Below are 22,455 nucleotides of genomic sequence, written 5' to 3' on the forward strand. Positions count from 1 at the left end.
GGCATTGGCGCGGTTAAGTTCCGTTAAGGGACCGTCACCGCGACTTCATCCGGGGAATTGTCATGGCCACGACCACCTTCATCAACGAATTGCACTATGACAACGTCGGAACCGACAGCGGCGAGGGCTTCGAGATCGCCGGGCGCGCGGGCACCGACCTGACCGGGTGGAAATTGGTGCTGTACAATGGCGGATCGACCGCGGCTGCGGCGGCGAACGCCACGGTCTACAACACGATCAACCTGACCGGCACCTTCGCCGACCAGGCGAACGGATACGGCACCTTGAACTTCACGCTGCCGGTCGATGGCCTGCAGAACGGGTCGCCCGACGGCTTTGCGCTGATCGACGCGGCGGGCAACGTCGTCCAGTTCCTGTCGTACGAAGGCGTCTTGACCGCGGCGGCCGGCACCCCCGCGGCTGGGATGACGAGCGTCGATGTCGGTGTTGTCGAGGGCACGACGACCCCGGTCGGCACGTCGCTGCGCCTGACCGGCACCGGCACGACCTACGAGGACTTCACGTGGGCGGGTTCGGCGGCGAGCAGCTTCGGCGCGGTGAACCAGGGCCAGACGTTCGGATCGGCGGCAGCCCCCGGCTCGCTGTCGATCGCGGCAGCCAGCATCGTGGAAGGCAACAGCGGGACGACCTCGCTGGTGTTCACCGTCACCCGCTCGGGTGGCAGCGACGGCGCGGTCACCGCAGCGTATGATTTCACGCTGGGCACCGCGACCGCGGACGATTTCGCGTCGGACAACGCCTTCAGCGGCACGGTCAGCTTCGCCTCGGGTCAGACGACCGCGACGATCCTCGCCAAGGTTCAGGGCGATACCGCGGTCGAGGCCGATGAATCCTTCACCGTCACCCTGTCGGGCGCGACCGGCGGCGCCGCGATCGGCACCGCCTCGGCGACCGGCACGATCACCAACGACGACAGCGCCGCCGCGGCGCCGGGCCGCGCGTTCGTCAACGAGATCCTCTACGATCCGGCAGGCGCCGACACGGGCGAGCGGGTCGAGATCGCGGGCACGGCGGGGCTGAACCTCGCGGGCTGGACGCTGGTGCTGTACAACGGCAACGGCGGCGCGCCCTATTCGACGATCCAGCTGTCGGGCGTGATCCCGAACCAGGACGACGGCAACGGCGCGCTCTCCTTCGCGACCCCGGGCATCCAGAACGGCGCGCCCGACGGGCTGGCGCTGGTCGATGCGAACGGCGCGGTCGTCCAGTTCCCGTCCTATGAGGGCAGCTTCACCGCGGTCGGCGGCGCGGCCAACGGGCTGACCAGCACCGACATCGGCGTGGCGCAGAGCGGGACGGAGCCGGCAACGCTGTCGCTCCAGCTGAAAGGTAGCGGCAGCGACGGCGAGGACTTCACCTGGACCGCAGCGACGACGTCGAGCTTCGGGCAGGTCAATGCGGGGCAGGACTTCGTGGTCGCCAACCCTGCCGGTTCGATCCGGGTGCGCGATGCGAGCGTCGTCGAGGGCGACAGCGGGACCACCGCGCTGACCTTCACCGTCGATCGCACCGGCGGCACGACCGGAGCGGCGTCGGCGGATTACGCGGTGTCGTTCGGCAGCGGGGCGGGCTTCGCCTCGGCGAACGACCTGACCGGCGCGACATCGGGCACCGTGACCTTCGCCGCGGGCCAGTCGCAGGCGACGATCACGATCCAGGTCGCGACCGACACCGTCGGCGAGCCCGACGAGCGCTTCTCGCTGACGCTGTCGAACGCGAGCGGCGGCGCGGACCTGGGCCGCGCCACGGCCACTGGCACGATCGTCAACGACGACCTGGCGCAGCTGCGGATCTTCGAGATCCAGGGCGCCGCGCACCGTTCGCCCTATGAGGGGCAGACGGTTGCCACGCAGGGCATCGTCACCGCGCTGGCGAGCAACGGCTTCTATCTCCAGGACGCGACCGGCGATGGCGATCGAGCGACGTCGGACGGCGTCTTCGTTTTCACCGGCACCGCGCCCACCGTCACGGTCGGCGATGCGGTGACGATGACCGCGCGGGTCGACGAGTTCCTGCCGAACGGCGATACCGGCGTGCTGCCGCTGACCGAGCTGGTACCGACCTCGATCACCGTCGTAAGCACCGGCAATGCGTTGCCTGCCGCGGTGCTGATCGGCCCGGACGGCATCCGTCCGCCGACCGAGATCCTTGATGACGACAATCTGACCAGCTTCGATCCGGCGACCGACGGCCTCGATTTCTTCGAGAGCCTGGAGGGCATGCGCGTGACGGTCGAATCGCCGCACACGGTGGCGCCGACCGCGGGCAGCGTCTGGACGGTTGCGGGCAACGCCACCGAACTGGCGGCGACCAACGTGTCGGCCGACGGGCATGTCGTGATCGATGGCGGCGCAGGCGGTCTCGGCGTGGTCAATTCGGGCGCAGGTTCGGATTTCAACCCGGAACGCATCCTGATCGGCTCGCTGACGGGCGGCGTCCCTAACGTACAGGCGGGGGCAGTGCTGGACGACGTCACCGGCGTCGTGTCCTACCGTTCGGGCAATTACACCGTGCTCGCGACCTCCGCCCCGACCGTCGCGACGGCCGCGCCGGTCGTCGCCGATCCGACCGCGCTGGCAGCGGCGTCGAACCAGCTGCTGGTTGCAACCTATAACGTCCTGAATCTCGATCCCAACGACAGCGACGGCGATACCGACCTCGGCAGCGGTCGCTTCGCCTTGATCGGGCAGGACATCGGCGTCGACATGAAGGCGCCCGATGTGGTCGTACTGGAGGAAATTCAGGACAATGACGGATCGGCCAATTCGGGCAGCGCGCGTGCGAACGTCACGCTGCAGACGCTGGTCGATGCGATCTTCGCGCAGAGCGGCGTGCGCTACACCTTCATCGAGAACCCGTTCGTTACCGATGGCACCAATGGCGGTGAGCCGGGTGGCAACATCCAGGTAGCGATGATCTATCGCGCCGACCGGGTGCAGCTGGTCGACGGATCGGTCCGTTCGATCCCGCAGGCGGCGACGCAAGCGACCGATCCGACCAACCCGTTCAGCGGCGCCCGCATCCCGCTGGTCGCGGACTTCACCTTCAACGGCGAGGACGTGACGGTGATCGGCAACCACTTCACGTCCAAGGGCGGCAGCGGCGCGCTGGAAGGCGCGATCCAGCCGTCGCTGGCAGGGGGCGAGGCGAAGCGCGCGGCGCAAGCGGCGGCGGTGAACGACTATGTCGACAGTCTGCTCGCCGCGAACGCGGGTGCGCAAGTGATCGTCGCGGGCGACTTCAACGAATTCCAGTTCGAGGAACCGCTTCAGGTGCTGACCGGCGCGCAGACCTTCGCGAATGGCGCGATCACCGGCACCGGCACCGCGGTGCTGGAGAATCTCACCTATCGTCTCGCCGCCAACGAGCGGTACAGCTACGTGTTCGACGGCAACGCCCAGCAAATCGACCACGTGCTGGTCAGCGCCGGGTTGCAGGACGGCGCGCTGATCGACGTGCTCCATCTCAACCGCGACGAATTCGCGTCCGACCACGATCCGGTCCTCGTCCAGCTGACGGTGGGTACGCCGATCGTCACGCAGACCGGGACCGCAGGCGCCGAAACGCTGACCGGCAACGACGGTCGGGACCAGCTTGCCGGATTCGAAGGCAACGATCGCCTGCGCGGCTTCGGCGGCAACGACGTGCTGTTCGGCGGTGCGGGCAGCGACGTGCTGGAGGGCGGGACCGGCAACGACCGGATGGAAGGCGGCGGGGGCAACGACAGCTATTTCGTCGATGCGACCGGCGACACGGTGGTCGAACTGGCTGGCGAGGGGACCGACACGGTCAAGACGACGCTGACCAGCTACACGCTGGGAGACAATGTCGAGATCCTTCAGTTCCAGACCAGCGTCGATTCGACCGGCACCGGCAACACGCTGAACAACACGCTGTTCGGCGGGGCGGGCGACGACACGTTGTCGGGATTGGCCGGCGACGACCGGCTGGTCGGCGGGGCCGGCAACGATGTGCTGATCGGCGGCGTCGGCCGCGACACGCTGGAGGGCGGCGCGGGTGCCGACCGCTTCGTGTTTGCGACCGGCGATTTCGCGACGCTGGCCAAGGCCGACACGATCAAGGACTTCGACGTCAATTCGGGCGACGTGATCGACCTGGCCAATGCGGGCGTTACCGACTTCATCGGCTTCGGCGCCTTCACCGGCACCGCGGGCGAGGTTCGCGCGCAGGTGATCGGTGCGTTCACCTTCGTCTACGGCGATGTCGATGGCGACGGGGTGGCCGACTTCGCGATCCAGCTGACCGGCACCCAGGCGCTCCAGGCCGACGACTTCGTCCTGGCGGGCTCGATCCCGACGCTCTGACGGACACCGGACCGGTCACGACGGCGGCCGCGGGGCGACCCGCGGCCGTTTTCGCGTTGACGCGGGCGCCAAGGACGGGAAGACTGTGCGGGATGGGAGCGGGTGTCTGAACAGCAATAGCGTTGAACGGCCGGCGGCGAGACTTCGCCCGGTCGCGTCCGAACACGACCGCGCATTGCTTGCCGACGCACTGGCCGAGGTGGCGCGGGGCGACTCGCGTGCGCTTGAGCGCGTGTATCGTTTGACTTCGGCGAAGCTGTTCGGCGTCTGCCTGCGTATCTTGCCCGACCGGCAGCATGCGGAAGAGGCTTTGCAGGAGACCTATATCTCGATCTGGCGCCGGGCCGGCGCGTTCGACGCCGCGCGCGGCACCGCGATGACGTGGCTGATGACGATTGCGCGCAATTGCGCGATAGACCGGCACCGTGTGCTGGCGCGCAGCCCGCAGCTGCCGAGCGCGGTCCGGCTGGACGTCGCCGATCCCGATGCCGACCTGTTCGCCGCGACGCTGGTGGAGGACGAGCGGCGGCAGCTGCATGCCTGCCTCGACCAGCTCGACGAGCTCGACCGCCGCTTCATCGCGGCGTCGTTCTTCGAAGGATCGACCTATTCCGAAGTCGCGGGGCGCGCGGCGATGCCGCTGCCGACGGTGAAGAGCCGCATCCGCCGGGCATTGCTCAAGCTGCGCGGGTGCCTTTCGTGACGGATCGCGAGGCCGACGACCTGCTCGCTGCCGAGCTCGCCTTCGGGCTGCTCGATGCCGACGAACGGCCGGCGGCGGAGCAGCGTGTGAACGACGACCCGGCCTTTGCGGAACGTTTCCGGTGGTGGCAGGCGCGCAGCCTGGCGCTTTTGGAAGGCCGCGACGAAGCGCCCTCCGCGTGGGTTTGGGCCGCGATCGAACGGCAACTGCCCGCCAACGACAATCGGCGACACCTCCGCCGCTGGCAAGCGGCGACCGCGGTGGCGGCAGCGCTGGCGCTGGTGTTCGGCACGACGCTGCTCATGCGCCCGAACGCCGCGCCGGTGGTGCAGGCGTCTGCGCCCGTACCGCCACCCGCCTCGACGCTGGTGGCGGTGCTGGCGTCGCCCGACCGCGGCGATATCGTCGCTGTCGACTACGATCCCGCGGGACGGCGCCTGTCGGTGCTGCCCAGCGCCTTGACGGTCGGTGCACATGACGCCGAATTGTGGGTGATTCCGGCAGGCGGCGCTCCGGTTTCGCTCGGCCTGCTCCCCGCGCGGCGCCGGACGCTCCGCGCTGCCTCGCCGCAGATCGCGGCGCTGCTGGTACCGGGATCGACGCTGGCCATATCGCTCGAGCCGCGCGGCGGTTCGAAGACCGGCGCGCCGACCGGTGCGGTGATCCTGACCGGCAAGATCGCGCGAAGCTGATCCGTCGGCAGTCGCCGTCGCATCCAACCGGGGTGCGCAGGCGTATATGCGGGGCAATCGCCTGAGATTGCGCGAGACGAGGATTCCTCCATGACAAAGTTCAACCTGCGCGCCGCGATCGCGGCTGCCGCGATGATCGCCGCCGCGCCCGCGCTTTCGGCGCCTGCCAATCCCAAGGTCGGTGGTGCGGCGATGTATCCGACCAAGACGATCGTCGAGAATGCGGTGAATTCGAAGGATCACACGACGCTGGTCGCTGCGGTCAAGGCGGCGGGGCTGGTCGACACGCTATCGGGCCCGGGTCCGTTCACCGTGTTCGCGCCCACCAACGCGGCTTTCGCCAAGCTGCCCGCCGGCACCGTCGACACGCTGGTGATGCCCGAGAACAAGGCGACGCTGACCAACATTCTGACCTATCACGTTGTGCCCGGCACGATGACGTCCAAGACGATCGCCGCCGCGATCCGTGCGGGCAAGGGCAGGGCGACGCTGACCACGGTGCAGGGCGAGCCGCTGACCGCGCGCATGACCGGTGGCAGGCTGATCCTGACCGATGCCAAGGGTGGCACGTCGATGGTCACGATCAAGGACGTCATGCAGTCCAACGGCGTGATCCACGTCGTCGACACGGTGCTGATGCCCTGAACGACGCGTCCGGGGCTGCGGTGCAGCCCCCGGAGCATGCGATGCGCGAATATGGAAGTCGATATGGTTGGCGTACAAATTTGGCGGGAGGCGGCCACCCTGGTCCGAGAAGTCCCGCAACACGGTTACCCTCGCGAACTGGTACGAGAGGGGCCGCTCTGGGAAGTGCTGCTCTACGTCGATGCGCTCGACGAGAATGCGCAGCGCCCGCTCGTCATAGCGTTGCCCGACCGCCGCGTGCCGCCGTTGCGCTTCGGCCATGCGGAGATCGTAGCGCTGCTGGCACGCCACGATCGGCCGGGGTTCGGGCGAGCGCGGTAGCTACGTGGCTTAGCTTTACAGGAAAATGGTGGACGCACTTGGGCTCGAACCAAGGACCCGCTGATTAAGAGTCAGCTGCTCTACCAACTGAGCTATGCGTCCGTGCCGGATCGGGGTGGCGGCGCCATCCCGTCGGGAGCCGCGCTGGTAGCATCGTCGCCGCGCCGCGCAACCCTTTTTTGCGGTTACCAGCGCGTCGTCTTGCGGTTCTGGCGGTCGATCGACATCAGGATGCCGAGGCACAGCATTACCGTCATCTGCGCCGAGCCGCCGTAACTGACCAGCGGTAGCGGGATGCCGACAACCGGGGCGAGGCCCATGACCATTGCCAGGTTGATCGATACGTAGAAGAAGATCGTCGTCGCCAGCCCCGCCGCGGTCAGCCTGGCGAACTTCCCCGGCGCGGCCAGTGCGACGTTGATCGCCCAGCGAATGACGAGGAAGAAGCACAGTATGAGGAAAAAGCCACCGAGCAGCCCCCATTCCTCCGCCATGGTCGCAAAGACGAAGTCGGTCTGGCGTTCGGGGAGATAATCGAGGTGGCTCTGGGTACCCTGGAGGAACCCCTTGCCCCACAATCCGCCCGATCCGATCGCGATCTTCGATTGGCTGATGTGATAGCCGGTGCCGAGCGGATCGCTCTCGGGATCGAGGAAGATCAGGATGCGGTTGCGCTGATAGTCGTGGAGGACGAAGTTGATCGCCAGCGGAACCGCCACCGCCACCGCCGCCGCGCCGCCGACGAAGAGGCGCAACGGCACGCCCGCCAGAAACATCACCGTCGCGCCGCCGGCGCAGATCATCAGCGCGGTGCCGAGGTCGGGCTGCACCATCACCAGCGCGGCGGGGAAGCCGATCAGCGCCGCGGCGGGCCAGATCGCGCCGAAGCGCCGGGTCTCGCCTGCAGGCAGCATATCGTAGAAACGGGCGCAGGCCAGAATGATCGCGGGCTTCATCAATTCGGAGGGCTGGAGGCGGATGAAGCCCAGATCGAGCCAGCGCTGGCTGCCGCCGCGCACCGCACCGAGCGCCTCGACGAGGAGCAGCGCGACGACGAGGAGAACGTAGGCGGGCAGCGCGCCGGCCTTCCACGTGCGTTCGGGCACGCGTGAGAGCGCGACCGCGGCGGCCAGGAAGGCGAAGAACTTGACGCCTTGCGGGAAAGCCCAGGGGCGTAGCGATCCGCCGGCGGCGGAATACAGGACGATGAGCCCGAATCCGCCGATCGCGAGCACCAGCAGGATGACGCGCCAGGGGAGTTGCGCCAGCGGTTCGGGGACGAGGCGCGCGCGGCTCACGGTTCGCCCTCGGTGGTACCATCTTCGGCGACGGTGTTGCCGGTCGGTCCGTCGCCAGCCAGCGCGGCCTGACTGGCGTTGGCGAGGTCGGTGGCATTCTCGACCGCGGGCGCATCGGAGGGAACGATCGCGTCGGTCTTGGTAGCAAGGCCCGCGGGGGCGGGCGCGTGGGCAGCCCGGTAGGCCGCGGCATCGGCGGCCATCCGCGTCGCGATATCGCCGCCCCAGGTCGGCTCGACGTCCGCCAAGCTGGCGAGCGCTCGGTCGCGGTCGAGCAGATAGGTCATGATATCGCGGCCGATCATCGGGGTGTCGAGGTTGCGGACGGTGTGGCCGTTATGTTCGAGCACGATTGCGGCAGCATAACGCGGGTTTTCGGCAGGCGCGAAGCAGACGAAAAGGGCATGGTCGCGCATCTTGAAAGGAAGCTGGCCGTTCTTGAGCACGCCCGACCGCCGTTCCGCCATCGTAATGCGGCGGACCTGGGCGGTGCCGGTCTTGGCGGCCATGCTCATGCCGGGTACCAGCAGCCGGGCCGCACCGCCGGTGCCGCCGCCATTGACGACGCCGTACATCGCGTCGCGCACGAGCTGCAGATGTTCGCTCTGGAAAGGCAGGGCGGGGGCGTCGCGACGGACATCGCGCGCCAGCAGGCTCGGCTGAAGCGCGCGGCCCGAGGCGAGGCGCGACGCCATCACCGCCAATTGGAGCGGGTTGGTCAGCACGTAGCCCTGGCCGATCGAGGCATTCAGGCCATCGGCGACGGTCCAGCGATCCTTGTATTTGCGCAGCTTCCACGCGCTGTCGGGCACGGTGCCGAAGCGCTGGTTGCCGAAGGGCAGGTGGAAGGTCTGGCCCAGTCCCATCGCCCGTGCGACCGGTGCGATCCGGTCGTAGCCGACGCGGCGGATCATCTCGTAGAAATAGATGTCGCAGCTTTGCATGACCGCGTTCTTCATGTCGAGCGGACCATGGCCGCCCCGCTTGTGGCAGTGGAATACCCCGGTGCCGACCCGCATCGCGCCCGAGCAGTTGACGCGGGTCGACGGATCGACCCCCGCGGTCAGCAACGCGAGCGCGTTCATCGGCTTGATTGTGGAGCCGGGCGGATAAAGCCCCTGAGTAACCTTGTTCATCAACGGCACGTGATCGTTGTCGGACAGCATCGCCCATTCGAGCTGGCTGATGCCGTCGGAAAAGCTGTTGGGATCGTAGGCGGGCATCGACACCATCGCCAGCATCTCTCCGGTGCGGCAATCGATCACGACCGCCGAGCCCGAGTTGGTGCCGAGGCGGCGGGCGGCATAATCCTGAAGTCCGGCGTCGATCGTCAGCTTTTCGCTGCCGCCCGGGCGATCGGGCCGCGTCGGCAGATCCTTGACCGGCTTGCCGCGTGCGGTGACCTCGACGATCTTGGCGCCGGGAACGCCGCGCAGCCGGGATTCGAGCGCCCGTTCCAACCCGTCCTTGCCCAGCTTGAACCCCGGCGTGACGAGCAGCGGGTCGTGCGTCTCCTTATATTGCTCGGCGGTCGGCGCGCCGACATAGCCGGTCAGGTGCGCGACCGCGGCCCCGCCGGGATAGTTGCGGGCAAAGCCCTGGGTGGGGGCGACGCCGGGTAGTTCGGGCAGGTGGAGGCCGACCGCCGCATAGCGTTCCCAATCGAGCTTCTCGGCGACCTGGACCGGCTGAAAGCTCGCCGCGCGATCAAGGTCGATGCGGATGCGCTCGATGTCCTCCGGGGTGAGCCGCAAAAGGCGCTGGAGCGCGGAGAGCACCCGGTCGCGCTCTTCCTTCGGCAAGCGGTCGGGGATGATGTCGACCCGGAAATCGGTACGATTGTTGGCAATCGCGACGCCGTTGCGATCCGTCAGCCAGCCGCGGCGCGGCGGCACCAGGGTCATGTTGACGCGGTTGCTCTCCGACAGGGCGGTATAATGCTCGTTTTCGACGACTGCGAGCCAGGTCATCCGGCCGGCGAGCAGTACGCCGACCGCACCCTGGGCGGTGCCGAGCAGCCAGGCACGGCGCGAAAAGCTGTACGCCTGGCTTGCCTCCGTGACGATACGCCCGTTACTCATGCTGCCCGCTCGCGCTTATGATCGATCCACGCGACCAGGCGGGTGGCGACGGGAAACAGCAGCACCGCGATCGCGATCTGCGCGGCCATGGCGGCATCGACCTGTGCGCGTAGCGGGGCGGCGAGCAGGCGCCCGCCGACCAGCGTGCATGCGATCGCGCCCGCCGCAAGCAGCCAGTCCTGCCAGAAATCGCGAAAGGCCAGCCGTTGCTCGACCAGCTCGATGATGAGGAAGCAGAGCGACCACAGGAACACCGCGCTGCCCAGCGGCTGACCGCTCACCAGGTCGTCGATCAGCCCTAGAGGAGCGGCGGCCCATGGCCTGAGCGCAAATCGCGCCAGCAGCCGCCACGCCAGCAGCATGACGAGGCCGAGCGGCGGGAACAGAGGCGCGGTCGCGACGACTGGCACGACCGTCAGCAGCGATCCTGCCACCACGGTGACCCACGGCAGCGCACGCGCGCGGCGGGCGGGCAAAGCGGGGGCGAACGGGGTATAGTCGATCGTCTCCGTCATCGCGGCGCACCGGGACCCTGCACGGGTACGGGCATCGGCATCGGCACGAACGGCTCCGTGACGATCGCGAAGTCGAGCGTATCGGGGTGCGCGAAGGTGCGCGCGGCAACCTGATCGCGCCCGGCGCTGACCACTTGTGCGACCGGGATGCCAGGTGCGTAGAGGCCGCCGGTGCCGGTGGTGACGAACAGGTCGCCGACGACGAAGCGAACGTCGGCGGTATCGACGGAGCGGATTTCGACGTTGCCGTCGCCGCGCCCGGTCGCGACTGCAGGAAGCCCGTCGCGAGCGCGACGAACGGGCACGATGCTCTCCGCATCGCTCAGCAGCAGGACGCGTGCGGCGTTGGGGCCGGTTTCGACCACGCGCCCGATCAGCCCGTCGGGGCCGATTACCGGCATGCCGGGGCGCACGCCGTTCCAGCGCCCGGCGTTCAGCAGCGCGAACCGGCGCGCGCTCGACGCGGTCGAGCTGACCAGCCGCGCGGTGACGACGACACCCGTCGCGCGGTCGCGCACCGACAGCAACGTGCGCAGGCGGCGGTTGTCATAGGCGATCGTGCGGGCGCGCAGGACGAGGGCCTGCCACCGCTTGAGATCGGCGCGCAGCCGGGCGTTCTCGCCCTTAACCCGGAAATGCTCGCCGATGCCTTCGGGAACCGACGCGATCGCGGCGCCGGCGCTCGCGAAGGCGGCGGATACCGGCGCCGTCACCCCCGCGGCCCCCATCCGCAACGCGGCAAACGCGGGCGGGTCGAATGCTGACAGCACGAGCAAGGCTGCGCCGACGACCGCCCCAGCGATCGTCAGGACATAGCCCAGGAACAGGCCATATTGCCGCCGCCGCGAAAATCCGGTTCGGCGGTCGCGGGCAGGCGCCATGCGCCCTTACTCCTACTGAGGTCAACCGCTTTGCAGCACGCCGCGGTACATCGGATCCTCGAGCGCGCGACCGGTACCGATCGCAACGCAGGTCAGCGGGTCCTCGGCGACGGTGACCGGCAGCCCCGTCTCGTCGCGCAGCACTTCGTCGAGCCCCTGGAGCAATGCGCCGCCGCCGGTCAGCACGATGCCCTGGTCGACGATGTCGGCGGCGAGCTCGGGTGCGGTGTTCTCCAGCGCAACGCGGACCCCCTCGACGATGGTCGCGACCGGCTCGCTGAGTGCTTCGGCGATCTGGCCCTGGTTGATCTGGATTTCCTTGGGAACCCCGTTGACCAAGTCGCGCCCCTTGATGTTGATGATCTGGCCGATGCCGTCGGCAGGTGGCTTGGCGATGCCGACCTGCTGCTTGATCCGTTCCGCGGTCGCTTCGCCGATCAGGAGGTTGTGGTTGCGGCGGATGTAGCTGACGATCGCCTCGTCCATCTTGTCGCCGCCGACCCGCACCGAGGTGGTGTAGGCCAGCCCGCGAAGCGACAGCACCGCGACCTCGGTGGTGCCGCCGCCGATGTCGACGACCATGCTGCCGATCGGTTCGGTGACGGGCATGTCGGCGCCGATCGCGGCGGCCATCGGCTCCTCGATCAGCCACACGGTGCTGGCGCCTGCGTTCGAGGCGGCGTCGCGAATCGCGCGGCGCTCGACCTTGGTCGATCCCGAGGGCACGCAGATCACGATCTCTGGCCAGCGCGCGAAGCGGCGGGGGCCGTGAACCTTCTGAATGAAGTATTTGATCATCTGCTCGGCGACGTCGATGTCGGCGATGACGCCGTCGCGCAAAGGCCGGATCGCCTCGATATTGCCGGGGGTCTTGCCCATCATCAGCTTGGCGTCCTCGCCGACCGCCTTGACGCGCTTGACGCCGTTGATCGTCTCCACCGCGACCACCGAGGGTTCGTTGAGGACGATGCCGCGGCCACGGACATAGACGACGGTGTTGGCGGTGCCGAGGTCGATCGCCATGTCGTGCGACATGAATTTCAGGAAACGGGGCAGCTTCATCGGGGATGGATTTCCGTAAGCGTCTCGGGTTCGCACAACGTCTTCACGCGACCGGCGCCGGACCTGCGGCAGGTACGGCTTCGATCACGTTTGCGCCTCGCGGGAGAGGCTCGCTTGGGCTAGAGGCTTTGCCGTGTCAATACGCCGTCTCCCCGCGCATCTCGTCAACCGCATCGCGGCCGGTGAAGTGGTGGAAAGGCCCGCCAGCGCGTTGAAGGAATTGGTCGAAAACGCGATCGACGCGGGCGCGTCGCGAATCGCGGTGGTGCTGTGCGAAGGCGGAACGACGCGGGTCGAGGTGGCCGACGACGGCTGCGGCATGACGCCGGACGAGATCGCGCTCGCCCTAGAACGCCACGCCACCTCGAAACTCCCGGACGAGCATATCGAGGCGGTGACGACGATGGGGTTCCGCGGCGAGGCATTGCCCTCGATCGCCAGCGTCGCGCGGCTGACGATCGAGAGCCGCCCGGCGGGGGCCGACGGCTGGACGCGCATCGTCGACAATGGCGAGGTCGTGCGCGAAGGTCCCGCCGCGCTGCCGCCGGGCACGCGGGTCGTCGTCGAGGACCTGTTCGCGCGGGTGCCCGCGCGGCGCAAGTTCCTGCGCTCGCCGCGCTCGGAATACGCCGCCTGCCTCGATGTGGTGCGGCGGCTGGCGATGGCGCGCGCCGATATTGCCTTCTCGGTCGAGCATGACGGCCGCCGGGTGCTGGCGGCGATGCAGGCGGAGGACCGGCCCGCGCGAGTCGCGACACTGACCGACCGTGCGCTCGCCGACAATGCGGTCGCGGTCGACCTGGAGCGCCCGACGGACTCCGGGGTTATCGTGCTCGGCGGGGTGGCGGGATTGCCGACCTACAACCGCGGTGTCGCCGACCACCAATATCTGTTCGTGAACGGAAGGCCGGTGAAGGATCGGCTGCTGATGGGGGCGATCCGCGGTGCCTATGCCGAGATGCTGCCGCGCGACCGGCATGCGGTGGTGGCGCTGTTCCTCGACGTGCCGCCGAGCGAGGTCGATGTCAATGTCCACCCGGCCAAGACCGAGGTCCGCTTTCGCGACCCTGCGCTGATCCGCGGGATGATCGTCACCGGCCTGCGCCGCGCGCTCGACGCGGGCGGGTTGCGCAGCGTGCAGCGGCCGAGCGACGAGTCGCTGGCGATGTGGCAGGCCGAACCGACCGGCGACGACACCTTGGTTCTCGACCGCCCGCCGGCGGTGTTCGAGCGCCGCCAAACCTTCTTCGCGCCGCCGCCGCAGGCGCGCGCCGAGCCGTCGGTCGAGGCGCCGCCCGAGACGATCGACCATCCGCTTGGGGTCGCACGCGGACAGGTGGCGCGGACCTACATCGTCGCCGAAGCCGAGGACGGCTTGGTGCTGGTCGATCAGCATGCGGCGCACGAACGGCTGGTGCTCGAGCGGATGCGCGCGGCGCTGAACGGCGGGCGAGTCGCGGCGCAGACGTTGCTGCTGCCCGAGGTCGTCGAGCTCGACGAGCCCGCCTGCGACCGGCTGGAGGCGCGAGCCGCCGAGCTGTCGGACTTCGGGCTAGGCCTCGAACGCTTCGGCGCGCGCGCGGTGCTGGTGCGCGCGACCCCGGCGCTGCTCGGCAGCGGCGACATCACCGGCCTCGTCACCGACCTCGCGGACGAGCTCGCCGCGCATGACGAGGCGCTATCGTTGCGCGAGCGGCTCGATGCGGTGGCAGGGACAATGGCGTGCCACGGATCGGTGCGCGCTGGGCGGGTGCTGTCGGTGGCGGAGATGAACGCGCTGCTCCGCGAGATGGAGGTCACGCCGCATTCGGGCCAGTGCAACCACGGACGCCCGACCTGGGTGAAGCTCGGTCACGGCGATCTGGAGAAATTGTTCGGTCGGCGCTGAACCCCGCTTAGGCGGCGACCGCCTCGTCTTCGGCGAACAACCAAGCCTCGGCGGTGGCCAAGTCCTTGAAATAGGCGACGCCGGGGCGCTCTGCGGTTCGCTGAATCTGTAGGCGGGAGAGCGACGAGCCGATGATGAAGGCGAGCTTGCGGGAACGCGTGCGTGGGTCGGCGACGACCTTGGTGAATGCGGCGACGACATCCCGGGTCTGGATCTTCATCCACGACACGTCGCAGAGCGTCAGATGCGCATTGGGCGCGCATCGCAATTGCCGGTAGGCGGCCTGCCGCGCGGCATTGAACCGGTCTACCTGGCTGGGATCGAAGAACCCCGACAGGGTAATTCGGACGAGATCCCGGTCGGGTTCGGCAACGATGGCGTGATGCGCTTCCATGCCGCTGTCATAAGGCTGAGTTCGTTGAGGTTTCGCTAAGTCGCACGCTGCTCGTCGCGCCACGTTCATACCGCCGCAACCTTTGTCCGGGCGGCGCATTGTGCAATTCGACCCACTTGTCCCGGACCGATGTCGATGAAAACGATCATGCCCCTGCTGTTTGCGATGATCCCGCTGGCCGCCGTCGTGAGCGCGTGCACACTCTGTCCCTGATCGTCTCTGCGCACATGACTGACGCAAGAAGGGCCGCGCCGGTATGCACCGGGCGGCCCTTCCTGTTTCAAACGATGCCGCGCCGTCAGCCCTGAGCAGGCTCCTCGACGGGCTGTACATCGGCAGTCGCACCAGGCTCGGCGTTAGGATCGTAATCCTCGACGAAGCCCGCTTCGTCGCGCTCGAACATCGACGACATGACGTCGACGCCCGATGCCTGCATCTCGGCCTCTTCGGGCGACCGGGCGACGTTGACCTTGACGGCCACCGCCACTTCGGGGTGCAGCGAGACCTTGACCTCGTACACGCCAATCGCCTTGATCGGCTTGTTCAGCACGATCGCCGACTTGCCGACCTTGTGACCGTCGGCGACCAGCGCCTCGATCAGGTCGCGCACCGCGACCGAGCCGTAGAGCTGGCCGGTGTTCGACGCCTGACGGATCAGCGTGATCTTGGCGTCGGTGAAGGTCTTGGCCTCCTTCTCCGCATCGGCACGACGCGACGCGTTGTCCGATTCGATCCGCGCGCGGTTCGATTCGAAGACCTTGCGGTTGGCTTCGTTGGAACGAAGCGCCTTCTTGTTCGGCAGCAGGAAGTTGCGGGCGTAGCCGTCCTTGACCTTCACCACATCGCCGATGGCGCCGAGCTTCTCGACGCGCTCAAGCAGAATGACGTCCATATCCGGACTCCTTACTTAACGACGTAGGGCAGCAGGCCCAGATGACGCGACCGCTTGATCGCCTGGGCGAGCTCGCGCTGCTTCTTGCCGCTCACCGAAGTGATGCGGCTGGGCACGATCTTGCCACGCTCGGACACGAAGCCCTGGAGCAGCCGGACGTCCTTATAGTCGATCCGCGGGGCGTCCTTGGCCGAGAACGGGCAGGACTTGCGGCGGCGGAAAAACGGGCGAGCCATTATGCGGCCTCCTCTTCGCGGTCACGACGGGGCGCACGATCCGGACGATCGCCGCGCTCCGGGCGGTCGCCACGGTCGCCGCGCGGGCCACCGTCGCGGCCACCTTCACGGTCGCCGCGGCGCTCGCGGTCGCGCTCCTGCTTGCGCATCATGACGGTCGGACCCTGCTCCAGCTCATCGACCTTGACGGTCATGTAGCGGATGATGTCCTCGTTGATCTGAGTCTGGCGCTCCAGCTCGGCAACCACGCCCGCTGGCGCGTCGATCTCGAGCATGACGTAATGCGCCTTGCGGTTCTTGGCGATGCGATACGCCAGGCTGCGCAGGCCCCACGACTCGGTCTTGACGACCTTGCCCTGATTATCCTGCACGATCTTGGTCGCGGCTTCCGCCAGCGCGTCCACTTGCGCCTGTGCCAGATCCTGGCGCGCAAGGAACACGTGCTCGTATAGAGCCATGCTTCTTCCTTAATCTTGGCCGATCGCTGACGTGCGCCCCATGCGTCACGCCCCTCCGGCTGTCGTCTTCAACAGCATAGGGCGGGAAACTTGCGCTCCCCGCCCGTGGCTGCAGGTCCCTTACCCGTTTCCGCGTCGAAGGCAAGGTGCGTTACCGGATCGCGCCGGTCACGACCGAGGCGATGATGCCGCTGGTGATGCCCACGAGCAGCGCATCGTTGCCAGACCGGACGTAGCGGTAGCCGCGCGGCGGGGCGCGCAGGCCGCGATAGCGGCGGTAGTCGATCTGGCGATAGTTGCGGGCGTAGCGCTGGTCGAAGCGCTGACCCTTGCGCCAGGTGCGGTACTGCGGCTGGCGAACGACGGTGCGCTGCTTGACGACGACCTGGCCGTTGGGCTTCTGGCGGACAACGGTGGTCTCGTGGCGTTGCGGGGCGGCTTCGGCGGCGGACGCGACGAGCGGGCCTGCGACAAGCGTCGCGGCGATCGCACTGAGGATGAACGTCTTCATGATATTGCTCCCAAAATTCGGCGCCCCTGCTCGGCGTCGGGATTTGATGTGGGCCCGACGTGTCGCGGCGCCGTGTCGTCCGTGCGCCGAAATGGTCGCCGATTGTCGCAAGGCGTTCAGGATCGTTCAGGTTGCATCGGGGCCGGAGCGTCCCTAGTCGGCGGCCGGTATCAGGAGCCGAGAGCATGCGCGCATTCATCTTTCCCGGGCAGGGCAGCCAAACGGTCGGCATGGGGCAGGCGCTGGCCGAGGCGAATGCGGGGGCACGCGCTGTGTTCGACGAGGTCGACGAGGCGCTCGGCCAGCACCTGTTCCGGACGATGACGCAGGGCCCCGCCGACGATCTGCTGCTGACCGAGAATGCGCAGCCCGCGATCATGGCGAACGCGATCGCCACTTTGCGCGTGCTGGAGCAGGAGGGCGGCGTTCGGCTTGCCGACAAGACCGATTATGTCGCGGGGCATTCGCTCGGCGAATATACCGCCTTATGCGCCGCGGAAGCGCTCGACCTGTCGACCACCGCACGGCTGCTGAAGCTGCGAGGCCGGGCGATGCAGGCGGCGGTACCGGTGGGCGAGGGCGCGATGGCGGCGCTGCTCGGCGCTGACGTCGAAAAGGCGAACGCAATCGCGACCGCCGCGGTTCAGGCGATCGTGGACCAGGGCGCGTGGGGCGGCGGCGAGCTGGTCTGCACGGTCGCCAACGACAACGATCCCTCGCAGGTGGTGATCTCAGGGCACCGCCCCGCGATCGAGCGCGCGGTGGCGCTGGCCAAGGAGATGGGCGCCAAACGCGCGGTGCTGTTGCCAGTGTCGGCCCCGTTCCACTGTTCGCTGATGCAGCCCGCAGCCGACGCGATGGCCGCGGCGCTAGGCGAGGCCGACCTGCGCAGCCCTTTGGTGCCGCTCTACTGCAATGTCGAGGCGGTCGCGGTAGCCGATCCATATGCGATCAAGGCGCTATTGGTGCGGCAGGTGACCGGCATGGTCAGGTGGCGTGAGTCTGTGCTGGCGATGGTGGAGGCAGGCGTAACCGAGTTCGTCGAGTTTGGCGGCAAGGTGCTGGGGCCGATGGTCAAGCGCATCGCGCCCGACGTGACCGTCACGAGCGTCGTGACGATGGACGACATCGAGGCGCTGGCGAAGACCCTATGATAGCTTTCGCCAGCGCCTGATCGCTTATTTGCCTCGCGTAGCGCGCTCTGCCTTGAGGCGCGCGACCTTGTCGATGCCCGCTTGCTGGTTTGCTGCATGTTCCGCCTTTGCGCGCGCTGTCTGCTCGGCATTCAGGCGAGCGACCTTGTCGCGACCGGCCTGCTGCGCGGCACGGTGCTCCTGAAGAGCCTGCACCCTGTCGATGCCCTTCTGCCGGTCAGCGGCATGCTGGGCCTTGGCCTGGGCGTTTCGCTCGGCGTTGAGGCGGGTAACCTTGTCGCGGCCCGCCTGTTGCGCCTGGGCATGCGCGGCCTTGGCAGCGGCGGTATCGGCCACCTTCTGCTCGGCGGCGGTCTGCGCGAGTGCGGGCGTTCCCGCCAGCATCGCGATCGTCATCAACGCCTTGGTCACGGTACGCATCGGCTGTTCCTTCGTGGTAACTGAGAACTGGACAAAGCACCTGCGCGGTTGAACGTTCCTTGAGCGGTTCGTCGTGCCCCGTTCATGCGGCTTGCTTTTGCGCCGCGGCTTTGAAATCAGCGCCCGGCGTGGCGCAGGGCCGCCCGGGAGAAAGACATGTTCGACCTGACCGGTATGACCGCCCTCGTAACTGGCGCATCGGGTGGTATCGGCTCGGCGATCGCGCAGGCACTGGCCGCACAGGGAGCGCGGCTCGCGGTCTCGGGATCGAACGCCGGCAAGCTGGATGCATTTCGGGCGAGCCTGAGCGGTAATCACGTGGTCCTGCCATGCGACCTGTCGGACGGTGCCGCCGTCGACGCGCTCGTGCCGCAGGCTGTGGCGGAGCTCGGCAAGCTCGACATCCTCGTCAACAATGCGGGCGTCACCCGCGACAATCTGGCGATGCGGATGAAGGACGAGGAATGGTCCGATGTTCTCCGGGTCAACCTGGAGGCGGCGTTCCGCCTGTGCCGCGCGGCGGCCAGGCCGATGATGAAGGCGCGCTTCGGGCGGATCGTGTCGATCACCTCGGTGGTCGGCGCAACCGGCAATCCGGGGCAGGCCAATTACGCGGCGTCGAAGGCCGGGCTGGTCGGCATGTCCAAGGCACTGGCCCAAGAACTGGCCACGCGCGGGATCACGGTTAATTGCGTCGCACCCGGCTTTATCCGCTCGGCGATGACCGACGTCTTGCCCGAGGCGCAGAAAGCGGCGCTGACCCAGCGTATCCCGGCCGGTGACCTGGGGACGGGCGCCGATATCGGCGCGGCGGTCGTCTATCTCGCAAGCCGCGAGGCGGGCTATGTCACCGGCCAGACGTTGCACGTGAACGGCGGGATGGCGATGATCTGAGGCGATAGGCCTTGTGCGAAGGTCGGGAGGCTTGCCAGCGCAACACGTGCGTTCTACGTGCGTTCAGGAAGACCAAACCCCGCAGAGACGAAGAGGGATTGTATATGAGCGAGACCGCCGACCGCGTGAAGAAGATCGTCGTCGAGCATCTCGGCGTCGAAGCCGACAAGGTTACCGAGGAAGCCAGCTTCATCGACGACCTGGGTGCCGACAGCCTCGACATCGTCGAACTGGTGATGGCGTTCGAAGAGGAATTCGGCGTCGAGATCCCCGACGATGCTGCCGAGAAGATCACGACCGTCAAGGACGCGATCACCTATATCGACGAGCACAAGGCGTAAGCCTCACAGGGCTAGCGCCTGCCCGCACGGGCCGGTTCCGAACGGCTCCCCGTCCCGGGCATTGAGGGCGGGGGGCCGTTTCGCTTTGCAGACTACGGAGAACAGCATGCGGCGTGTCGTCGTAACCGGATTGGGAATGGTCACGCCGCTGGGCGCGGACGTCGAGACCGTCTGGGCGAACATCCTGGCTTCGAAATCGGGTGCCGCGCGGATCACCCGCTTCGATCCCACCGGCTATAAGTGCCAGATCGCCTGCGAGGTAAAGCCTGCCGACCACGCTTACGGGTTCGATGCCAACATGCGCGTCGATCACAAGGTGCAGCGGCAGGTCGATCCGTTCATCATCTTCGGTATCGATGCCGCGGCGCAGGCTCTGGAAGACGCCGGGCTGACCGACATGAGCGAGGCGGAGCGTTTTCGCGCCGGGTGCTCGATCGGATCGGGCATCGGCGGGCTACCAGGGATCGAGAGCGAATCGCTGGTGTGCCGCGACAAGGGTCCGAGCCGGGTTTCGCCGCATTTCGTCCACGGGCGCCTCATCAACTTGATATCGGGCCAGGTCTCGATCAAATACGGGCTGATGGGTCCCAACCATGCGGTCGTCACCGCGTGTTCGACCGGCGCGCACTCGATCGGCGATGCCGCGCGGATGATCGCGATGGACGATGCCGACGTAATGCTCGCGGGCGGTGCGGAAGGCGCGATCTGCCCACTGGGCATTGCGGGCTTTGCGCAGGCGCGGGCGCTCTCGACCGGCTATAACGACACGCCGGAAAAGGCGAGTCGCCCTTACGACACCGGTCGCGACGGCTTCGTCATGGGCGAGGGTGCGGGCGTGGTGTGTCTCGAGGAATATGAACACGCCAAGGCGCGCGGCGCGAACATCTATGCCGAAGTGATCGGCTATGGCCTGTCGGGCGACGCTTACCACGTCACCGCGCCGCATCCGCAGGGGTCGGGGGCGTTCCGGTCGATGGAGATGGCGATGCGCAAGTCGGGGCTCGCGCTGGAGGACATCGACTATATCAACGCGCACGGCACCTCGACTCCGCTCGGCGACGAGTTGGAGCTTGGCGCGGTGCGGCGGCTGTTCGGCGACGCGCTGGCGGATGTGTCTATGTCGTCGACCAAGTCCGCGACCGGTCACTTGCTCGGCGGCGCGGGTGCGGTGGAGAGCATCTTCTGCATGCTGGCGATGCGCGACGGCGTCGTCCCGCCGACGCTCAATCTCGACAATCCGAGCGAGGCGTGCCTCGGCGTCGATCTGGTGCCGCATGTCGCGAAAAAGCGGCGGGTGCGGGCGGTGCTGAACAACAGCTTCGGTTTCGGCGGCACCAATGCGTCGCTGGTGATGAAGGCGGTCTGACGCCGTCGTGCGCAAGCTCGGTTGCCTGGGGCTGATCGCCGGTATCGTCGCGGTCGTGGCGCTGTTCGTCGTCGTTCAGGGATGGGGCGGGCGGGGGCCCTCCGAGCGCACGCTGACGGTGCAGGTGCCGCAGGGCGCCAGCCTGGCGTCGGCTGCGCGCCAGCTCGAAGCAGCCGGGGCGATCCGCTCCGCGTCGCGGTTCCGGCTGATGGCGCGGGTGTTCGGTTCGGGCGAGCCGATCAAGGCGGGCGAGTACCGCATGCCGCCCCACACCAGCGCCGCCGACATCCTCCAGCTGTTACAGGGCGGCAAGACGCTTCAGCGGCTCGTGGTGGTCCCGGAGGGCTATCCGTCGGTGCTGGTCCACGACGCGCTGGCGAAGGCGGACGGGCTGACCGGCGTCGTCCCGGTGCCCGCCGAAGGATCGGTGCTGCCCGATAGCTACGCGTTCGAGCGCGGCGATACGCGCGCACAGGTGGTCGCGCGGATGCAGAAGGCGATGCGCGACTATCTCGCCGCCGCGTGGGCCAAGCGCAAGCCGGGGATCGCGGTGAAGACCCCCGCCGAGGCGATCACGCTGGCGGCGATCGTCGAGAAGGAGACCGGCAAGCAGTCCGAGCGGCGGATGGTCGCCGCGGTCTATGGAAATCGCTTGCGCATGGGCATGCCGCTACAGGCGGACCCGACGGTCATCTATCCGATCACCAAGGGCCGACCGCTAGGGAGACGCATCCTGCGCTCGGAATTGCAGGCTAAGAACGGGTACAACACGTATGCGAGCGCGGGCTTGCCGACCGGGCCGATCGCCAACCCGGGGCGAGCGAGCATCGACGCGGTGCTCGACCCGGCGCGGTCGACTGCGCTGTACTTCGTGGCGGACGGAACGGGCGGCCACGTCTTCGCCAACACGCTCGCCGAACATAACGCCAATGTGCAGAAATGGTATGCGTTACGAAGGGCACGGGGGGAGATGTGAACGGTCGATTGTGGTGTTAGCTTCCGTTACGCTTCTCGACCAGCGCATACCGGATAGCGGCCCCGACGAGATACCCACCCATTGCTCCCATGCTGGGCAACGGGAGGCCGAACACGAAGTCCAGCCCACTGGTAGATCGTAGATTTTCAGGGTGAGCGTTCTGCCACCAATCCACGTAGGCAAACATGGCTATGGGCACGATCCATAAGGCTGCACATCCAAGCCTATGGCTGCGAAAAGCCGTAAGCGATGTTCTCAGGCCACGGCGGTCGCGTAGTTCCAGGGCATGAGCTGATCGAGGGCGGTGGCGCTATGGCCGGCGGCGAGGCGGGCGAGCGTGTCGGCAAACCAGGCTTGTGGGTTGATCCCGCTCAGCTTGCA

At 67.7% G+C, this 22,455-nt stretch carries 23 protein-coding genes and 1 tRNA gene; 11 read left to right on the forward strand and 13 right to left on the reverse strand.

The window, feature by feature from the left end:
• Positions 1–62: 62 nt before the first annotated feature.
• The 5 genes from ACE5C1_RS08370 (at position 63) to ACE5C1_RS08390 (ending at position 6,707) form a co-directional block, all read left to right on the forward strand.
• Complete coding sequence (locus tag ACE5C1_RS08370) at positions 63–4,346, forward strand: Calx-beta domain-containing protein (protein ID WP_374943607.1); 4,284 nt, start codon at positions 63–65, stop codon at positions 4,344–4,346.
• Positions 4,347–4,521: 175 nt separating this feature from the next.
• Positions 4,522–5,049, forward strand: coding sequence for a sigma-70 family RNA polymerase sigma factor (locus ACE5C1_RS08375; protein WP_374943608.1), 528 nt, complete (start codon positions 4,522–4,524; stop codon positions 5,047–5,049).
• Positions 5,046–5,741 (forward strand): anti-sigma factor domain-containing protein, encoded by a 696-nt coding sequence (locus ACE5C1_RS08380; RefSeq protein WP_374943609.1) that lies wholly within the window; start codon positions 5,046–5,048, stop codon positions 5,739–5,741. The genes ACE5C1_RS08375 and ACE5C1_RS08380 overlap by 4 nt, the downstream gene beginning before the upstream one ends.
• 90 nt (positions 5,742–5,831) lie before the next feature.
• Complete coding sequence (locus tag ACE5C1_RS08385) at positions 5,832–6,386, forward strand: fasciclin domain-containing protein (RefSeq protein WP_374943610.1); 555 nt, start codon at positions 5,832–5,834, stop codon at positions 6,384–6,386.
• 63 nt (positions 6,387–6,449) lie between these two features.
• Complete coding sequence (locus tag ACE5C1_RS08390; RefSeq protein ID WP_374943611.1) at positions 6,450–6,707, forward strand: hypothetical protein; 258 nt, start codon at positions 6,450–6,452, stop codon at positions 6,705–6,707.
• A gap of 26 nt (positions 6,708–6,733) precedes the next feature.
• Here ACE5C1_RS08390 and ACE5C1_RS08395 read toward each other — a convergent pair.
• The 6 genes from ACE5C1_RS08395 to ACE5C1_RS08420 form a co-directional block, all read right to left on the reverse strand.
• Positions 6,734–6,809, reverse strand: a tRNA-Lys gene (locus ACE5C1_RS08395).
• Between the two features lie 83 nt (positions 6,810–6,892).
• Positions 6,893–8,005 (reverse strand): rod shape-determining protein RodA, encoded by a 1,113-nt coding sequence (gene rodA / locus ACE5C1_RS08400; protein ID WP_374943612.1) that lies wholly within the window; start codon positions 8,003–8,005, stop codon positions 6,893–6,895.
• The gene (gene mrdA, locus ACE5C1_RS08405) at positions 8,002–10,086 is read right to left on the reverse strand and encodes a penicillin-binding protein 2 (RefSeq protein WP_374943613.1); all 2,085 of its coding nucleotides are present in this window, start codon (positions 10,084–10,086) and stop codon (positions 8,002–8,004) included. The genes rodA and mrdA overlap by 4 nt, the downstream gene beginning before the upstream one ends.
• The gene (mreD, locus tag ACE5C1_RS08410) at positions 10,083–10,601 is read right to left on the reverse strand and encodes a rod shape-determining protein MreD (protein ID WP_374943614.1); all 519 of its coding nucleotides are present in this window, start codon (positions 10,599–10,601) and stop codon (positions 10,083–10,085) included. The genes mrdA and mreD overlap by 4 nt, the downstream gene beginning before the upstream one ends.
• The gene (gene mreC / locus ACE5C1_RS08415; protein WP_374943615.1) at positions 10,598–11,482 is read right to left on the reverse strand and encodes a rod shape-determining protein MreC; all 885 of its coding nucleotides are present in this window, start codon (positions 11,480–11,482) and stop codon (positions 10,598–10,600) included. Before mreC ends, mreD begins: the two co-directional genes overlap by 4 nt.
• 21 nt (positions 11,483–11,503) lie before the next feature.
• Positions 11,504–12,544, reverse strand: coding sequence for a rod shape-determining protein (locus ACE5C1_RS08420; protein WP_374943616.1), 1,041 nt, complete (start codon positions 12,542–12,544; stop codon positions 11,504–11,506).
• A 133-nt stretch (positions 12,545–12,677) separates the two neighbouring features.
• Between ACE5C1_RS08420 and mutL the strand changes: the two genes are divergently transcribed.
• Positions 12,678–14,432: a DNA mismatch repair endonuclease MutL gene (mutL, locus tag ACE5C1_RS08425; RefSeq protein WP_374943617.1), complete on the forward strand. Its 1,755-nt coding sequence runs from the start codon at positions 12,678–12,680 to the stop codon at positions 14,430–14,432.
• Positions 14,433–14,439: 7 nt separating this feature from the next.
• On the opposite strand, the gene ACE5C1_RS08430 is transcribed toward mutL, so the two are convergent.
• The 5 genes from ACE5C1_RS08430 to ACE5C1_RS08450 all read right to left on the reverse strand — a co-directional run bounded on the left by ACE5C1_RS08430 (position 14,440) and on the right by ACE5C1_RS08450 (position 16,923).
• Positions 14,440–14,925: a hypothetical protein gene (locus ACE5C1_RS08430; protein WP_374943618.1), complete on the reverse strand. Its 486-nt coding sequence runs from the start codon at positions 14,923–14,925 to the stop codon at positions 14,440–14,442.
• A 199-nt stretch (positions 14,926–15,124) separates the two neighbouring features.
• Positions 15,125–15,718 (reverse strand): 50S ribosomal protein L9, encoded by a 594-nt coding sequence (rplI, locus tag ACE5C1_RS08435; RefSeq protein ID WP_374943619.1) that lies wholly within the window; start codon positions 15,716–15,718, stop codon positions 15,125–15,127.
• 11 nt (positions 15,719–15,729) lie between these two features.
• A complete protein-coding gene (gene rpsR, locus ACE5C1_RS08440) occupies positions 15,730–15,954 on the reverse strand; it encodes a 30S ribosomal protein S18 (RefSeq protein ID WP_331042224.1) in 225 nt (74 codons plus the stop codon).
• Positions 15,954–16,412 carry a 30S ribosomal protein S6 gene (rpsF, locus tag ACE5C1_RS08445; protein ID WP_374943620.1) on the reverse strand — a complete coding sequence of 153 codons (459 nt, stop codon included), beginning with the start codon at positions 16,410–16,412 and terminating at the stop codon, positions 15,954–15,956. The genes rpsR and rpsF overlap by 1 nt, the downstream gene beginning before the upstream one ends.
• A 151-nt stretch (positions 16,413–16,563) precedes the next feature.
• Positions 16,564–16,923: an RcnB family protein gene (locus ACE5C1_RS08450; protein WP_374943621.1), complete on the reverse strand. Its 360-nt coding sequence runs from the start codon at positions 16,921–16,923 to the stop codon at positions 16,564–16,566.
• Between the two features lie 185 nt (positions 16,924–17,108).
• On the opposite strand from ACE5C1_RS08450, the gene fabD reads away from it, so the two are divergent.
• On the forward strand, positions 17,109–18,077 hold the full coding sequence (fabD, locus tag ACE5C1_RS08455; protein WP_374943622.1) for an ACP S-malonyltransferase: 969 nt from the start codon (positions 17,109–17,111) through the stop codon (positions 18,075–18,077).
• A 24-nt stretch (positions 18,078–18,101) separates the two neighbouring features.
• Here the strand turns inward: fabD and ACE5C1_RS08460 are convergent, their stop codons facing one another.
• Positions 18,102–18,488: a hypothetical protein gene (locus tag ACE5C1_RS08460; RefSeq protein ID WP_374943623.1), complete on the reverse strand. Its 387-nt coding sequence runs from the start codon at positions 18,486–18,488 to the stop codon at positions 18,102–18,104.
• A gap of 165 nt (positions 18,489–18,653) precedes the next feature.
• Here ACE5C1_RS08460 and fabG point away from each other — a divergent pair, with 165 nt between their 5' ends.
• The 4 genes from fabG to mltG all read left to right on the forward strand — a co-directional run bounded on the left by fabG (position 18,654) and on the right by mltG (position 22,074).
• Positions 18,654–19,391 carry a 3-oxoacyl-[acyl-carrier-protein] reductase gene (gene fabG / locus ACE5C1_RS08465; RefSeq protein ID WP_374943624.1) on the forward strand — a complete coding sequence of 246 codons (738 nt, stop codon included), beginning with the start codon at positions 18,654–18,656 and terminating at the stop codon, positions 19,389–19,391.
• A gap of 104 nt (positions 19,392–19,495) precedes the next feature.
• Positions 19,496–19,732, forward strand: a complete 237-nt coding sequence (locus ACE5C1_RS08470) for an acyl carrier protein (RefSeq protein WP_331042230.1) — start codon at positions 19,496–19,498, stop codon at positions 19,730–19,732.
• A 106-nt stretch (positions 19,733–19,838) separates the two neighbouring features.
• Positions 19,839–21,098 carry a beta-ketoacyl-ACP synthase II gene (gene fabF, locus ACE5C1_RS08475; RefSeq protein WP_374943625.1) on the forward strand — a complete coding sequence of 420 codons (1,260 nt, stop codon included), beginning with the start codon at positions 19,839–19,841 and terminating at the stop codon, positions 21,096–21,098.
• Positions 21,099–21,105: 7 nt separating this feature from the next.
• Positions 21,106–22,074, forward strand: a complete 969-nt coding sequence (gene mltG / locus ACE5C1_RS08480) for an endolytic transglycosylase MltG (protein ID WP_374943626.1) — start codon at positions 21,106–21,108, stop codon at positions 22,072–22,074.
• A gap of 255 nt (positions 22,075–22,329) precedes the next feature.
• Here mltG and ACE5C1_RS08485 read toward each other — a convergent pair whose 3' ends face one another.
• The gene (locus tag ACE5C1_RS08485; RefSeq protein WP_374943631.1) at positions 22,330–22,449 is read right to left on the reverse strand and encodes a transposase domain-containing protein; all 120 of its coding nucleotides are present in this window, start codon (positions 22,447–22,449) and stop codon (positions 22,330–22,332) included.
• Positions 22,450–22,455 lie beyond the last annotated feature (6 nt).

The sequence above is a fragment of the Sphingomonas sp. genome (assembly GCF_964263785.1).
Taxonomy (GTDB): domain Bacteria; phylum Pseudomonadota; class Alphaproteobacteria; order Sphingomonadales; family Sphingomonadaceae; genus Sphingomonas.

Bases quoted from the DNA above. Each gene is read 5' to 3' on its own strand.
- ACE5C1_RS08385 (WP_374943610.1), top strand. From the start codon at position 5,832: ATGACAAAGTTCAACCTGCGCGCCGCGATCGCGGCTGCCGCGATGATC.
- ACE5C1_RS08370 (WP_374943607.1), top strand. From the start codon at position 63: ATGGCCACGACCACCTTCATCAACGAATTGCACTATGACAACGTCGGA.
- ACE5C1_RS08450 (WP_374943621.1), bottom strand. From the start codon at position 16,923: ATGAAGACGTTCATCCTCAGTGCGATCGCCGCGACGCTTGTCGCAGGC.
- fabF (WP_374943625.1), top strand. From the start codon at position 19,839: ATGCGGCGTGTCGTCGTAACCGGATTGGGAATGGTCACGCCGCTGGGC.
- mreC (WP_374943615.1), bottom strand. From the start codon at position 11,482: ATGGCGCCTGCCCGCGACCGCCGAACCGGATTTTCGCGGCGGCGGCAA.
- fabD (WP_374943622.1), top strand. From the start codon at position 17,109: ATGCGCGCATTCATCTTTCCCGGGCAGGGCAGCCAAACGGTCGGCATG.
- rplI (WP_374943619.1), bottom strand. From the start codon at position 15,718: ATGGACGTCATTCTGCTTGAGCGCGTCGAGAAGCTCGGCGCCATCGGC.
- ACE5C1_RS08430 (WP_374943618.1), bottom strand. From the start codon at position 14,925: ATGCGCCGCCCGGACAAAGGTTGCGGCGGTATGAACGTGGCGCGACGA.
- ACE5C1_RS08390 (WP_374943611.1), top strand. From the start codon at position 6,450: ATGGTTGGCGTACAAATTTGGCGGGAGGCGGCCACCCTGGTCCGAGAA.
- mreD (WP_374943614.1), bottom strand. From the start codon at position 10,601: ATGACGGAGACGATCGACTATACCCCGTTCGCCCCCGCTTTGCCCGCC.
- rpsF (WP_374943620.1), bottom strand. From the start codon at position 16,412: ATGGCTCTATACGAGCACGTGTTCCTTGCGCGCCAGGATCTGGCACAG.
- mrdA (WP_374943613.1), bottom strand. From the start codon at position 10,086: ATGAGTAACGGGCGTATCGTCACGGAGGCAAGCCAGGCGTACAGCTTT.
- rpsR (WP_331042224.1), bottom strand. From the start codon at position 15,954: ATGGCTCGCCCGTTTTTCCGCCGCCGCAAGTCCTGCCCGTTCTCGGCC.
- fabG (WP_374943624.1), top strand. From the start codon at position 18,654: ATGTTCGACCTGACCGGTATGACCGCCCTCGTAACTGGCGCATCGGGT.
- ACE5C1_RS08420 (WP_374943616.1), bottom strand. From the start codon at position 12,544: ATGAAGCTGCCCCGTTTCCTGAAATTCATGTCGCACGACATGGCGATC.
- ACE5C1_RS08470 (WP_331042230.1), top strand. From the start codon at position 19,496: ATGAGCGAGACCGCCGACCGCGTGAAGAAGATCGTCGTCGAGCATCTC.